This is a genomic window from Pseudomonas sp. R4-15 (assembly GCF_055768815.1).
Genome location: NZ_CM147293.1, coordinates 783,928 through 798,233, shown reverse-complemented (window position 1 = coordinate 798,233; position 14,306 = coordinate 783,928). Strand labels below are relative to the sequence as shown.

The following is a 14,306-nucleotide window of genomic DNA, read 5'->3' as shown; positions in this document are numbered from 1 at the left end:
CCGAACTTCAAGCGCGTACCGCTAGCGGATAAGCTGGAACGCCCGCCCGAAGGATCCCGTGCATGTGCCTGATCGTCTTCGCCTGGCGCCCGCAGGCAGCGCAACCGCTGTTGCTGCTGGCCAACCGCGATGAATTCCACACCCGCCCCAGCGCCGCCCTTGGCGAATGGGCGGATGAGCCTGGACTCCTTGCCGGGCGCGACCTGCAGGCCGGCGGCACTTGGCTCGGCCTGCGCGGCCAGCGCTTCGCCGCGCTGACCAACATCCGTGACCCGCGCCAGCCGCTCGGCAAGCGCTCGCGGGGCGAGTTAGCCCTGGACTTCCTGCGGGACGAGCAGACGCCGCAGGCCTTTCTGCAGCAACTGGCAACGCGCGCGGCGGACTATGGCGGCTTCAACCTATTGCTCGGTGACGGTCAGACGCTATGGCATTTCAACGCCCGCGAAGGACGCCCGCGGCGCCTGGCGGAGGGCGTCTACGGCTTGTCCAACGACAGCCTGGACAGCCCCTGGCCGAAGCTGGTGCGCTGTCGCAGCGCATTGGCCGCGCAGCTGTCGGCGGACGACGCCACGCTGCTGGGCCTGCTCAGGGATACCCGCGAGGCCGAGGACGACACCCTGCCGGACACCGGCGTCGACCTGGCCCTCGAACGCCTGCTGTCGGCGCCGTTCATCCTCGGCGAAGGCTACGGCACCCGCGCCAGCACCCTGCTGCGCTGGCACGCCGACGGCCGCCGCGAGCTCACTGAACTCAGCTTCGGCCCACAGGGCGCGCCACTCGGCGAGGTCCGCCTGATCCGCTAGGTTCTCGCCGTTCCCTTCCCTGCCGCGCCGGCCGCGTGCTTGAGGGCATCTCAGGTGCTGGGAAGGAACACGCTGGCCGTGCGGGACGCAGAACGAAGCCCAGCGAACGCTGGCGCTGCAGGATGTATTCGGCGACCTGAGTGACACACCACGACTGCAGGCGCTGGTCGCTGAGTGGCGCGCTTGGGGCGACAACCCGCGAGCCGAAGAACTCGCCAGGATTCCGCCTCCCCCAGAGCCGTTTTACGCCTGATCCCGCCGCACAACCGGGCTCCACGCTGGCGCATGCGGAGCGCCGCACCACTGCCAAAACAGGGACTGGCACAACCCGGAGGGTCGGTGCCTGTTTGGGTGCGACCGTGAACGAAACGTCAACAGGCCCTAGAGATCGCGCATCAGCAGCGCGTAGTCCAGCTCAACGCCCTCGGGCAGCGGCATCCACACCCGGTGGCCGTCGCCGGGGGCGACCTCGGTGGGCTGGCCGTGCTTGTCGAACAGCTGTTCCAGGGTGAAGCGCAGGTTGCCCGCCGGGGTCATCAGCTCAAGACCGTCGCCCACCGCGAAGCGGTTCTTGACGATCACCTGCACGCGCTCGCCCTGGCGCTCGCCGCTGAATTCACCGACGAACTGCTGGCGCTCGGACTGCGAGTTGCCGCGCTGGTAGTTCTGGTATTCGTCATGGGTGTGGCGGCGCAGGAAGCCTTCGGTGTAGCCGCGGTTGGCCAGCGACTCCAGCTCCAGCAGCAGGTCGGGATCGAACGGCTTGCCGGCCACGGCGTCGTCGATGGCGCGGCGGTAGACCTGCGCGGCGCGGGCCACGTAGAAGTGCGATTTGGTGCGCCCCTCGATCTTCAGCGAGTGCACGCCCATGGCCGTCAGCCGGCCCACGTGCTGCACCGCGCGCAGGTCCTTGGAGTTCATGATGTAGGTGCCGTGCTCGTCCTCGTGGGCGGTCATCAGCTCGCCGGGACGGGTCGGGTCCTCGAGCAGCAGCAGCTCGGCGCTCGGGGCGCCGACGCCCAGCGCCGGCTCGGCCGCCTGCACGGCGATCGGTTCGTACTGGCGCACCACCTCGCCCAGCTCGTTTTCCTTGGCCTCGTGGGCCTTGTACTCCCAACGGCAGGCGTTGGTGCAGGTGCCCTGGTTGGGGTCGCGCTTGTTGATGTAGCCGGACAACAGGCAGCGCCCCGAATACGCCATGCACAGCGCGCCGTGGACGAACACTTCGAGCTCCATGTCCGGCACTTCGCGGCGGATTTCCTCGATCTCCTCCAGCGACAGCTCACGGGAGAGGATCACCCGGGTCAGGCCCATGCGCTTCCAGAACGCCACCGAGGCCCAGTTCACCGCGTTGGCCTGCACCGAGAGGTGGATCGGCATGTCCGGGAAGGCGTCGCGCACCAGCATGATCAGCCCCGGATCGGACATGATCAACGCGTCCGGGCCCATCGCCACCACCGGCTCGAGATCCTTGAGGAAGGTCTTCAGCTTGCTGTTGTGCGGGGCGATGTTGACCACCACGTAGAAGTGCTTGCCGGCGGCGTGCGCTTCCTCGATGCCCAGCGCCAGGTTGGCGTGGTCGAACTCGTTGTTACGCACCCGCAGGCTGTAGCGCGGCTGGCCGGCGTACACGGCATCGGCACCGTAGGCGAAGGCGTAGCGCATGGACTTGAGGGTGCCGGCGGGGCACAGCAGTTCGGGGCGGTGGAGACTCATGGCGACAGTCGGCGGATGGCGGGCGGGGCGCGAATTCTACGCCCCTACGGCCTGTGTGGGTACCGTGCGCCTCAGACGTCGGCCGCGCGGATACACAGGCGCTGCATGCGATACAACAGCGTCCGCCGCGGCAACCCCAGCTCGCGCGCCGCACGGCTCTGGTTGCCCTGGTTGCGGCGCAGGCTGTCCAGCAGCAGGCCGCGCTCCACCCGCTCCATGCGCTGGCGCAGGTTCAGGGTGCTGTCCTGGGCATCGCCGTCGACCACCAGGCCGAGGTGCTCGGGCAGCAGTTCACCGCCGTCGCAGAGCAGTACGGCGCGCTCTACCAGACCCTTGAGCTCGCGCACGTTGCCGGGAAAGGCGTAGCCGCAGAGCTGCTCCAGCGCCGCGTCCGACCAGCGGCAGCTAGCGCGCTGCAGCAGTCGCGCGGCCTGCTCGGCGAAATATCGCGCCAGGCGCAGCACGTCGGCGCCACGCTCACGCAACGGCGGCAGGGCGATGGGGAAATGCGCCAGCCGGTAGAAAAGGTCGGCGCGAAAGCGCCCCTGCTCCACCGCCTGACGCAGGTCGTGGTGAGTCGCCGCGACGATGCGCACATCCACCCGGTGCGCTTCCAGACTGCCCAGCGGGCGTACCTCGCCTTCCTGCAATACGCGCAGCAACTTGGCCTGCAAGGCGAGCGGCATGTCGCCCACCTCATCGAGGAACAGCGTGCCGCCATCCGCGGCATCGAACAAGCCGGGGCGATCCTGCTGGGCTCCGGTGAAGGCGCCCTTGCGATAACCGAACAGCTCGCTTTCCAGCAAGGCTTCGGGCAACGCCGCGCAATTCTGCGCGACGAAGCGACCCTGCCGACGCGCGCCGCGTTCATGGATGGCGCGCGCCACCAGTTCCTTGCCGGTGCCGGTCTCACCACTGAGCAGCACGCAGACATCATTGTGCAGCACCCGCGCCAGCAGCCGGTAAAGCGTCTGCATCGCCGGGCCGTCGCCAATCAGACCATAGTGGCCCGGAAGCGCGGTCACGGGCACGGGCGCACGCTCGTCGCTGGCCATTGGCATGGCTGTGCGGCGCAGCGCCAATTGTGCCAAGGCAAACGCTCCCAGCCGGTGCAGGGCGGTCTGCAACAACGCCAGTTCGCGGCGCTGGCGGCTGGCACAGACCAGCAGGCCCGCGGTGCGCTCCCCCTCCTGCAAGGGCAGGCACAGCAGGCTGCACCAGGCCGGGAGCGCCGGCGGCAGGAAACCGGCTTCATGCAGTTGCTCATCGAGCTCGACGATGCTCAAGGGACGTCCCTGGCAGAGACTGAACTGCAGCAGCGGCTGCGCACTGTGGTCGTGACCGGTGGGGTTCAGGGAAGGCTCATCGAGGTGTCCATCGAGACTCTGGACCACCCGCTGCAGACAACTGCCCCCCGCATCCAGCAAGTACAGCTGGACCAGTTCGACCCCGGCCAACTGCGCCGTCGCGCGCACCCACTCACCGCGCAGCCGTTCGGCGTCCGTGATCGTGGCGAGACGCTCGTAGCAGGCCAGCAACCTGCCCGCCGCGACGTCGATCTCAGGCGAAGTCACAATGCACGCTCCCGCTCGCATCCAGCCGTGCCCGCAGCTGACGCACCGGCTCGCCACCGGCCATCGCGGCCAGCAGCCGATCCACCAGCGGCGGTTGCAGTTGTTCGTCGATCAGCCGATCGAGCTGACGCGCACCGCCCTCGCCCTGCTGGCAGGCTTGGCGCAAGTGCGCGACCAGTTCGTCGTCGTAGGTGAACGCCACCTGCCGCTGCGCCAGGCGCTCGGCAAAGCGCTGCAGCTTCAGGCGTACCAGCTCATTGAGCGCCTCGCCCAGCAGGGGGCGATAGGGCAGGACGCGCAGGCGTGCCAGCAGCGCCGGCTTGAAGTGGCCGAGCAACGCCGGACGTATCGCCGTTTCCAAAGCCTCCGCCGAGGGCTCGCCGCTGCTGCAGAGCGCCTCGATGATGGCATCGCCGAGGTTGCTGGTGAGCAGGATGAGGGTATTGCGAAAGTCGATCTCGCGTCCTTCGCCATCGTTCGCCAAGCCCTTGTCGAAGATCTGGTAGAACAGGCCGAGCACCTGCGGGTCGGCCTTTTCCACCTCGTCGAGCAGCACCACCTGATAAGGCCGCTGGCGCACCGCCTCGGTGAGCATGCCGCCCTCCCCGTAGCCCACGTACCCCGGTGGCGCGCCGATCAGCCGGGAGAGGCTGTGGCGCTCCTGGAACTCGGACATGTTGATCACCGTGAGGAAGCGCTCGCCGCCATACAGCAGCTCGGCCAGCGCTCGCGCCGTCTCGGTCTTGCCCACCCCACTGGGGCCCGCCAGCAGGAACACGCCCACCGGCGCATCGCTGCGCAGCAGGCCGGCCGCCGAGGCGCGCAGGGTGCGCTCGAGCACCTGCAGCGCCGCGTCCTGGCCACGAATTCGCTGGCGTATCGCCTGGGGGAAATCGGCGACGCGCAGGCTGTGCTCGCGCGCCAGCTGGCTCAGCGGGATGCCGGTCCACTGGCTGACCACTTCGGCGATCAGCCGCGGGCACACCTCATGGCTGACCAGCCGCTGCTCGGCCTGGGCGCTGGCCAGTGCCTCCTGGGCGGCGAGCAAGGCCGGGCTTGGCGGCTCGCCGGGCGGCGCCTCATCGCGCAACTGCAGCACCTGCATGGCCAACTCGCGCTGCTGCATCCAGCGCCGTTCGCAGACCTCGTGTTCCGCCTCCAGCGCGGCGAGTCGGGTCTCGCCAGCATCCAGGGTGCTGCCATCCGACAACGCACCGGCCCCCAGGTCTCGACGCAAGGCGGCGCACTCGCGCTGCAGCTCGGCGCGCTGCGCGCGCAGCCGTTGCAAGACCGGCGGTGGACTGGCGAGGCCGATACGCACCCGCGCGCAGGCGGTGTCCAGCAGGTCCACCGCCTTGTCCGGCAACTGCCGCCCGGAGAGATAGCGTGCGGACAATTCGGCGGCGGCGCACACCGCGTCATCGCGCAGGTAGACACCATGACTGCGCGCGTAGCGCTCGGCCAAGCCACGCAGGATGCTCACCGCCTGGCCGACGCTCGGCTCGGCCACCTGCACCGGCTGGAAGCGCCGAGCCAGGGCCGGGTCCTTCTCGAAATAGCGCCGGTATTCGCTCCAGGTGGTGGCGGCGATGCAGCGCAAGGCGCCACGCGCCAGGGCCGGCTTGAGCAGGTTGGCGGCGTCGCTGCCACCCGCCTGGCCACCGGCACCGATCAGGCTGTGCGCCTCATCGATGAACAGCACGATGGGCCGCGCACTGCTGCGCACCTCTTCGAGCACGCCCTGCAGGCGCCGCTCGAACTCGCCCTTGATACTCGCGCCCGCCTGCAGCTGGCCCAGGTCCAGGCCCAGCAGGCGCACACCACGTAGCGCCTCGGGCACCTCGCCAGCCGCGATGCGCAGCGCCAGGCCCTCCACCAGGGCGGTCTTGCCGACGCCCGCTTCGCCGACCACGATGGGGTTGTTCTTGCGCCGGCGGGCGAGGATGTCGATCACCTGGGCAATCTCTTCGTCGCGGCACAGCACCGGGTCCAGTTGTCCGCTGGCGGCCTGCTCGGTGAAGTCATGGGTGAAGCGCCGCAGGGCGGACTCCGCGCCTGTCGCGGGCCCTTCCTCCACGCTTCGCGCAGGACGGCGACTGTCGGCATATTCGCGCAGCCGCTGCGCATCGATGCGCGACATCAGGGCCACGCAGGCGCCGCCGACGTAGGCCTGCGGATCGGCGAGCAGCGCCAGCAAGAGCGCCGCCTGATCGACTCGGGCAATGCCCGTCTGCAACCCAGCGAGCAACAGCGCATCCTGCAACCACTGCAACAGCGACCGGGAAAACACCGGATTGCGCGATTCGCCGGGTTCGCCCCGCGCCTGCAGCAACGCGGCCAGTTGTGTAAGCTCGATGCCAGCATCCTGCAGGGCCCGGGACAGCACGCCATCGGTTACCTCGAGCATGCAACCCAGCAGGTCCTCCGGCAGCACCTGCTGACCACCACGCGCCACACAGCGGCGTGCGGCCTCTTCGAGCAATTGCCGGGCCTCGCCATCGAGGCTACCTATCAGTCGTTGTAAATCGACGGGGATCATGGCTCAGTCCTTTTCGCCAGGGCCGAGCAGCACCACGCCGTCGGCCCGTTCCGGGGTCAGCCAGCTGGTCCAGCCCAGCCGGCAGGGGTTGTCTCGTCCAAGATGCAAGGGCCGCAACTGGTCAGCGCGCAGTTCCAGGCGGATGTCGTAGTCGAGCGGATCGCGCAGCAGCAGTTGCAGCAATTCGCGCAGCACCTCCGAGTCCTTGCCGATGCGCAGGAAGTCATGGAAGCGCGACCAGTCCAGCTGGCGCAGGCAGAGGCGAAAGCGACCGCTGCGGTCACGCACCCGTCGGCCCAGGGCCAGGCTTTCGCCCAGCCGTGCCTGCTCGCCGCCAAGGCGTCCCAGCTGGTCCTCGGGAATCCGCATCCAGCGCTCGCGGCACTGCTCGATGTGCAGCGGGGGATGCCTGAAGTAGTAACGCAGCACCGCCTCGATAAGCGCGGCAGAATGCACGCGCACACCCAACAGGCCGAGGTAGGGCAGCAAGCGACGGAAGTCCAGCGCCGACGCAGCGCGCAGGTTCTGGCCTCCCAGACCGGCGAGGGAAAGCAGTTGCATCGACAGGCTGTCGTGCCCGTCGCTGCGAAAACGAGCGTAGTAGCGATATTTGCGCCAGGTCGGCAACAGCAGGCGTTGCAGGCGATCGTTGAACAGGTCGAGGAAGTCCCGCGTCGGGTTGCCTTGCGGCCCATCGCCGAGTGCCTGCTCGACGTAGAACGCCGGCAGGGGCGAGCCCACACCGTGCAGCCCCAGTGGGTTTAGCCACAGCCTCGCGTGACGATGCCCCTCGTGTTCGAAGAGCTCCAGCGCCTCCAACTCGCGCCCGGGGAAACCCAGGCCCGGACTGGCACGAAACTCCAGGCGCGCGTAGAGCTGTTCCTCGTCCGCCTCGGCGTCGTGCTCGCGCAGCGCGGCCAGCGCTAGCAGCACACCCTGGAACAGGCTGTGGCGAACGATCGGCGGATCTACAGCAACGGCTGCTGGCCCATGCGCGGTTTCCACGGGTAGTGCTCCCCCTGGAGCGTGCGAACGTGCAGTTGGTGGAAGGAGTTCAGACTGGCGTAGAGCGCCAGGAACTCGTTGATGACCGAGGCGAACAGGTGCAGATCGCCCTCGCCCAGGTAGGCGTCGGCATCCATCACCAGTTCGGTCCGGATGCCGCGCATCGGCAGGCCACGGTGCAGACGATCCGCTCGCTGGCTGCTCAACTGCTGCAGGCCGCCGAGCAGACGCTTGCTGACCCGCTCCGCCTGGCGGTCGTGATGGCGTGGCAGGTCGTAGGTCTGCAACACCAGGCGCAGCGACGCGATATCGCTCAGCGAGAGGTAGTTGAGAGACATGTTGCTGATCAGTCGCCAGAGCACGTCATGCTGCAGCGGCGGTGCGTAGCTCGGGGTGACCCTGCCGATGTTGCGGAAACGCAGGTAGCCGGGGGTCTTCTCAGCGGGCAGGCAGATGTCTCCCGCGCGCAGGCGCTGCGCCAGGTTGCCGTTGCTGCAGGTGAGCTCGATGGAGAGGGTTTCCTGGACCTCGGTGCCGCCACGGGGGAAACGCAGCCAGCTCTCCAGATGACCATCGACCGGCGACGCCTGCTGGTGGAGGCTGTAGAAGGGTTGCGCGCTCTCGCTGTCGGCGTGCTCGAAGGACTCGAAGGGCACGTAGTTGCGATAGCCGCGCACCCCCGGGCGCCAACCGGTGACGCGCTCCACGCTGAACACCTCGCAGTGCCCGGCCGCGTATTCTCCGGGACGCAGCAGGTAGGCATCCTGGGTGCCGTCCAGGCGGATAGGCAAGGCGTCGTGGCGAAACAGGTTCGCCACCGGCGTGCAGTACAGGCGCAGGTTGTCCCGGGTTGGCCGGGTGCCCTGCAGCGTGGATTTCTCCAGCTCGAAACTTAAACGCAGGCCTCGGGCGCGCTGCAGCAGCGTCTCCGGCCACTGGCGCAACGCCTCCAGCCCGGTCAACTGAACGAAGAGGAATTTCTCCTGGAAGGCGAAGTACTCCTGCAACAGTCGGTAGCCGCTGAGACTGTTCGGCGGATAGTCCAGAAGCGCCTGGTCGTCAGCGAAGCCCTCGGGCTGCAAGCGGTCCGGGGCCAGGCGCAGCGGCGCCACGGGTTCGCCATCGAGCAGCAGCGCCTGGCCCTGATCATCCAGCGGCTGCAACTGGATTTGTTGCAGGTAACGCAGCAGCGCCACCTGCAACTGGCTGCTGATGTAGCGCTCCCCGGACAGGTGCAGGCGCAGTCGGCGCAGGTCGACCTCGCCGAGATGGCCGTCCACCGTCATCGCCAGGTCCAGCACCAGACGGGCACCGGCGCCACGTACCGAGTAGTCCAGGTTGCGCAATGCCAGCGGCAGCACCTCGATCTCACTGGTGGTCTGGAACCGGCAACTAGCGCCGTCCAGCGGGCGGGCTTCCACCGGCGTGCCACGGGCCACGCAGGCGGCGGCGCCAGCCCGCTGCAGCGGCTCGAACTGGAGCATGGCGAAGGCCGGCAGCGGCCGCATGTAATGCGGCCAAAGCAGGTGCATCAAGGAATGGGTGAGCTCCGGCAGTTCGTCGTCCAGCTTCTGCCGCAGGCGTCCGGTGAGAAAGGCGAAGCCTTCGAGCAGGCGCTCCACGTCCGGATCGCTGCCGCTCTGTCCGAGAAACGGCGCAAGTGCCGGGTTGCGCTCGGCGAAACGCTTGCCCAATTCGCGCAGCGCGGTGAGCTCGCTCTGGTAGTAACGGTTGAAGGACATCGTTAGTGGCCGATCCCTGTCGTTGCGTGTCCAGCGCCTGCGAGGCGGCGGTAGCATGCCCTGTCGGCCCCTATGCTCACGAGCAGGCAGTTGCCGCTTGGCGTCAGCCTCATCCCGTGGAACAACGCCCTCGGCTCACCTTCCTGCTGGAGCGTGCGCACTACCGAGAAGCGCCGTTCGCCTGGCCGTACCGGTAGCCACTCGAAACGGGCATCGGAGCCGGCGGCGCGCACGCCGAGCCTTTTCAAGGTGCTGCCAGGGTGCACCGGCAGAATCAGATCCTCGAACAGGCTACCGCTCCATACCGTCTGCTGTTCGCTGCCGTCATCGAGTACCCAACGCACCTCGAGAGGGCTGTCGATGGCGTCGAAGGACATCGAGAAGCTGTCGAGCCGGTAGAGCCCATCGTCCTGCGCCGCCGAAGGTTCCGGGGAGCGGTTGACGCCAAGCTCCAGCGTCTCCCTGGGCAGCGAGGGTTTTGGCCTGACGGCCAGCTCGATCTGCCCGTCCACCATGGACCAGCGTCCCCGTGCATGGATGTCGAGGCTGCCGTAGTAGAGCACCGCCTCGAACGATCCCTCCTCATGGAGCAGCAGTTGCGAGCCCATCTCCATCACACCGGCCAGTTCGTAGTGACCGGCCAACTCGCGAGGTGGTGAGGGCGTGCTGGTGCAGGCGGCCAGCGTCATGGCGAACAGTGCCAGGCAGGCATGGACCGTGGGTGATTTACCAAGAACCATGGGGGACTCCGTGTCGCTCGATATAGGACCTGGCTCCGCCGTCCCGCGGACGGGCTTCCACCGGCGTGCCACGGGCCACGCAGGCGACGGCGCCAGCCCGCTGCAGCGGCTCGAACTGGAGCATGGCGAAGGCCGGCAGCGGCCGCATGTAATGCGGCCAAAGCAGGTGCATCCGGTTGAAAGTCATCAGACGGCGACCTAGATGACCTTGACCCGTCCACGCCCATCCAGGCGCGCGTGGAAGCTCACCTGGCGGTGGATGTCCGCGACGCGCAACAACCCGTCGATGGCGAAGCTCAGGGTCAGAGGGTCATGCTCATGCGGCAGCGCACTCACCCGCACCTGGCTCAGGCGAGGCTCGTAGCACTCGATGAAGCGCTCGATCTGTAAACGCGCCTGTTGCAGCGCATCGTGCAGCGCCAGACGCATGTCGTTGAGATCGGGCAGTCCGTAGTCGGGCAGCGCCTGCACGCTGCCCGCACGGACGCTGAGCATCTTCGACAGGTGCGCCGCCACGGAGGCCATCGCGGCAGCCTCACGACTCAGGCCGCTGCGCTGTTGCGCTTCGCCGGAAAGGCGCTCGATGAGGCTACCGTAGGCCATCCCCACTCACTCCTTGTCCAGCTTGCCGACCAACGACAGGGTGAAGTCGGCTCCCATGTACTTGAAGTGCGGCCGCACGTTGAGCGCCACGCGGTACCAACCCGGCTCGCCCTCGACGTCGCTGACCAGCACCTGCGCCGCGCGCAGCGGGCGGCGGCCACGCACCTCGGCACTGGGGTTCTCCTGGTCGGCAACGTACTGGCGAATCCACTTGTTGAGCTCCAGCTCCAGGTCGGTGCGCTCCTTCCAGGCGCCAATCTGCTCGCGCTGCAGCACCTTCAGGTAGTGCGCCAGGCGATTGACGATGAACAGGTAGGGCAATTGCGTACCCAGCCGGTAGTTGAGCTCGGCGCTCTTGCCCTCCTCGCTGTGGCCGAAGAACTTGGGCTTCTGCGCCGAACTGGCCGAGAAGAACGCGGCGTTGTCGCTGCCCTTGCGCATGGTCAGGGCGATGAAGCCTTCTTCGGCCAGTTCGTACTCGCGGCGATCGGAAATCAGCACCTCGGTGGGAATCTTCGTCTCGATCTCGCCCATGCTCTGGAAATGGTGCAGCGGCAGGTCTTCCACAGCGCCCCCGCTCTGCGGTCCGATGATGTTCGGGCACCAGCGGAAACGGGCGAAGCTCTCGGTCAGGCGCGAGGCGAAGGTGAACGCGGTATTGCCCCACAGGTAGTGCTCGTGGCTGGCGCTGACGTCCTCCTGGTAGACGAAGCGCTTCACCGGGTTTTCCTCCGGGTCGTAGGGCGTGCGCAGCAGGAAGCGCGGCAGCGTCAGGCCGACGTAGCGCGCATCCTCGCGCTGGCGGAAGCTCTGCCACTTGGCGAATTGCGGACCCTCGAAATGGTCCTTGAGGTCCTTGATGTCCGGCAGCCCGGTGAAGCTCTCCAGGCCGAAGAAACCCGGCCCGGCGGCGGCGATGAATGGCGCATGCGCCATGCAGGCGACGGCGGCGACCTGTTGCAGCGTCTTGATGTCCGGCGCACTTGGGCCGAAGTGATAGTTGGCGACCAGCGCCGCCACCGGCTCGCCGCCGAACTGCCCATATTCCGCGGTGTAGATGTGCTTGTAGAGGCCGGACTGGACCAGTTCGGGGCTGTCCTCGAAGTCCTCCAGCAGGTCTTCCTTGGAGACGTTGAGCAACTGCAGCTTGGTGTTCTCGCGAAAGTCGGTGCGATCCACCAGCAGCTTCAGGCCGCGCCAGCTCGACTCCAACGACTGGAAGCGCGGGTGGTGGAGAATCTCGTCCACCTGCCGGCTCAGGCGCGCATCGATCTGCGCGATCATGCGGTCGACCAGCGCCTTCTTCACCGGCTCGTCCTGGTTCTGCGGCTTGAGCAGTTCCTCGATGAAGGCGCTCACGCCACGCTTGGCGATGTCATAGGCCTCGTCGCCGGGGCTCAGGCGCGTCTGCGCGATGATGCTGTCGAGAATCCCGGCGTCATCGCCGGACTGGAGGCTGCCCTGCAGGGCAATGGCGCTGTCATTCATCGTCGGACGCCTCGCTCTGCAGGCCCAGTTCGGCGAGCACCCGGGCGCGGGACGCCTCGTCGCCCAGCGCCGTCTCGATCGCCCGGCGGAAGGCCGGGGTGTTGCCCAGCGGGCCCTTGAGCGCGACCAGCGCATCGCGCAGCTCCATCAGACGGGCCAGTTCGGGCACCCGCTGCACCAGGGCCGAGGGATGGAAGTCATTCAGGCTGTCGATCTGCAGCGCCACCGCGAGGTCTTCCGGCCCGGCCTCGTCGGCCTCCTGCAAACGGTTGGGCACGTTGAACTCCAGGCGGATTTCCTGCTTGGCGAGCACTTCGTCGAAGCTGCCCTTGTCGACCTGGATCGGCTTACGCTCCTCCAGCACGCGGGTATCCCGGCGCTGGGTGAAGTCACCCAGTACCATCAGCTTCAGCGGCAGCTCGACATCCTCCTGGACGTTGCCGTGGCTGGGCTTGAAGGTGACGTTGATGCGCTCCTTGGGCGCGACGGATGCGTCCTTGGCCATGATCCTTCTCCTGTGGGGGGTTATTCGAGAACCGCCTCGAGATCGAGGCAGCAGAGCCTGCGTTGCAGCGCATCGCGTTGCTCGCGCACGCCGGCGTTCTGGGGCAGGGCTTCGCAGCACTGCCGTTGCAGTTGCAGCAGTTGCTGCAGGAGCGCCGGCTCCCAGGCCTGCTCGACCGCGCCGAGCTCCTGGTCCAGCGCCTGCAGTTGCGTGCGTGCCAGCTCGTACTGGCGTGCGAACAGGCACAACCGCGCCTGTGCCAACCGCCAGAGAAACCGCTCGCGCCCACCCTGCGCCTGCTGCAAGCCCTGCTTGAGCAAGCGCACCGCAGGACGCAGGCCCTCGCTGCGCAGCAGCGCCTGGGCCTCGCCCAAGGCACTGCCCCAGGCATCGCGCGGCGGCGGCTCGGGCTCGGTCGGCGGAGTACTTTCGGCAGGCGTGGAGCAGGCCAGCAGCCAGGCCCGGGTGGCAGGCTCGGCGAAGGGCGTGGCGTCATGGAAGCTCAGTCGCTCGAGCCCGGGCAGGCGCAGCAGCAATCCCGCGAGCTGGCCTTCCAGCTCGCGCATCGCCGACTCCGCACCGAGCTGCTGCAGGCATTCCCAGACCAGCCGCTGGCCATCCAGCCAGAACGGCGCACGGGCGATGCTGGCCTCCAGCTCGCCCAACAATTCGGCGTAGCGAGCCTGTTCGAAGCGCTCGCGATAGGCCTTCAGTCGCTCCGCTGGCAGACCACGCAAGCTGGTGACACCGTCGCCGTCGTGCGCCGGCAGGGTATCGATCGGCAACCACAGGAGGGTGCGCGACAGACGCATCCAACGCGGATCCGCCGGGCCCTGCTCGCGCCACCAGTCGCATAGGCCACGGCTGGTCTCCTGCAGCGCGCGCAGGCTGCGATGGGCATCTCGCTCGTTGCCCGGCGCGGCCAGGGTTTCGCTCTCGGCAGCGGGCCGGGTCGACTGCGGCACGGCACGAGGCGTGTCGGATTCCCGCGTCAGTTGCTGCAGGCGCCGCACCAGGGGTTGCAGATCGGGGCTCAGGTCTTCCAGGCGCTCGCCCAGGCAGCGGTCGAGAGCTTCCAGTTCTTCCAGCAGGGCGCGCAGCGTGGCGTCACCCGGCGCCGGGGGGAGGTCCTCCAGCCAGCGTTCCAGGCGCGTGAGCAACCAGCCCATTGCGGCCAGGCGCGTCCGCGGCTTGCGCGGGTGCAGCGCCTCCCAGTGCGCCTCGCAGAGGGCGCGCAGCAGGGCCACGCCGGCACGCAGTCCGCCCGCGGCATGCCGGCGCTGCAAGGCCCAGGCGTACCAGGCGGCGACGCGCAAGTCCTTGGCGGTATGCGTGAGCAGTTCGTCCGCGAGCTGCGCAACGCAGGCCCAGTCGACGACCTGGCCCTCCTGCAGCGCCGTCTCGCACTCGAGCTGCTGCTCGATCTGCTCGAAGCACTCGCTGTAGCGCGGGTCCTCGCCGGCGAAATCGTCACCGACGGGGCTGCGAGCCAGGTGCAGGCAATGCTGGAGAAGCGCGTCCAAGAATCGTCCCTGATCGATACGGCCACGGTAAAAGAGCGCCGAGACTAGGGGGAGGACGCGCGGGGAGA

Annotated in this window: 12 protein-coding genes; 1 reads left to right on the top strand and 11 read right to left on the bottom strand. The window is 68.0% G+C overall.

Annotated features, from left to right (window positions below; translation table 11 throughout):
- Nucleotides 1-62 precede the first annotated feature (62 nt).
- Nucleotides 63-803, top strand: coding sequence for an NRDE family protein (locus ACYRGX_RS03730; RefSeq protein ID WP_473055271.1), 741 nt, complete (start codon nt 63-65; stop codon nt 801-803).
- Between the two features lie 381 nt (nt 804-1,184).
- Here ACYRGX_RS03730 and trhP read toward each other — a convergent pair whose 3' ends face one another.
- From trhP to tssA, 11 genes are all read right to left on the bottom strand, one after another.
- Nucleotides 1,185-2,519: a prephenate-dependent tRNA uridine(34) hydroxylase TrhP gene (trhP, locus tag ACYRGX_RS03725; RefSeq protein WP_473055270.1), complete on the bottom strand. Its 1,335-nt coding sequence runs from the start codon at nt 2,517-2,519 to the stop codon at nt 1,185-1,187.
- Nucleotides 2,520-2,590: 71 nt separating this feature from the next.
- Nucleotides 2,591-4,114: a sigma-54 interaction domain-containing protein gene (locus ACYRGX_RS03720; protein ID WP_473055269.1), complete on the bottom strand. Its 1,524-nt coding sequence runs from the start codon at nt 4,112-4,114 to the stop codon at nt 2,591-2,593.
- Nucleotides 4,080-6,632, bottom strand: a complete 2,553-nt coding sequence (gene tssH / locus ACYRGX_RS03715) for a type VI secretion system ATPase TssH (RefSeq protein ID WP_473055268.1) — start codon at nt 6,630-6,632, stop codon at nt 4,080-4,082. The genes ACYRGX_RS03720 and tssH overlap by 35 nt, the downstream gene beginning before the upstream one ends.
- Nucleotides 6,633-6,635: 3 nt before the next feature.
- Entirely contained in the window at nt 6,636-7,637 is a 1,002-nt protein-coding gene (gene tssG, locus ACYRGX_RS03710) for a type VI secretion system baseplate subunit TssG (protein WP_473055267.1), read from the bottom strand.
- Nucleotides 7,601-9,379 (bottom strand): type VI secretion system baseplate subunit TssF, encoded by a 1,779-nt coding sequence (gene tssF / locus ACYRGX_RS03705; RefSeq protein WP_473055266.1) that lies wholly within the window; start codon nt 9,377-9,379, stop codon nt 7,601-7,603. Before tssF ends, tssG begins: the two co-directional genes overlap by 37 nt.
- A gap of 2 nt (nt 9,380-9,381) precedes the next feature.
- On the bottom strand, nt 9,382-10,119 hold the full coding sequence (locus tag ACYRGX_RS03700; protein WP_473055265.1) for a hypothetical protein: 738 nt from the start codon (nt 10,117-10,119) through the stop codon (nt 9,382-9,384).
- The gene (locus ACYRGX_RS03695) at nt 10,106-10,291 is read right to left on the bottom strand and encodes a type VI secretion system baseplate subunit TssF (protein WP_473056628.1); all 186 of its coding nucleotides are present in this window, start codon (nt 10,289-10,291) and stop codon (nt 10,106-10,108) included. Before ACYRGX_RS03695 ends, ACYRGX_RS03700 begins: the two co-directional genes overlap by 14 nt.
- Before the next feature lie 26 nt (nt 10,292-10,317).
- A complete protein-coding gene (gene tssE, locus ACYRGX_RS03690) occupies nt 10,318-10,722 on the bottom strand; it encodes a type VI secretion system baseplate subunit TssE (protein ID WP_473055264.1) in 405 nt (134 codons plus the stop codon).
- Nucleotides 10,723-10,728: 6 nt separating this feature from the next.
- Nucleotides 10,729-12,210, bottom strand: coding sequence for a type VI secretion system contractile sheath large subunit (tssC, locus tag ACYRGX_RS03685; RefSeq protein ID WP_473055263.1), 1,482 nt, complete (start codon nt 12,208-12,210; stop codon nt 10,729-10,731).
- Nucleotides 12,203-12,715, bottom strand: a complete 513-nt coding sequence (tssB, locus tag ACYRGX_RS03680; RefSeq protein WP_473055262.1) for a type VI secretion system contractile sheath small subunit — start codon at nt 12,713-12,715, stop codon at nt 12,203-12,205. The genes tssC and tssB overlap by 8 nt, the downstream gene beginning before the upstream one ends.
- A gap of 20 nt (nt 12,716-12,735) precedes the next feature.
- Complete coding sequence (tssA, locus tag ACYRGX_RS03675; protein ID WP_473055261.1) at nt 12,736-14,238, bottom strand: type VI secretion system protein TssA; 1,503 nt, start codon at nt 14,236-14,238, stop codon at nt 12,736-12,738.
- Nucleotides 14,239-14,306 lie beyond the last annotated feature (68 nt).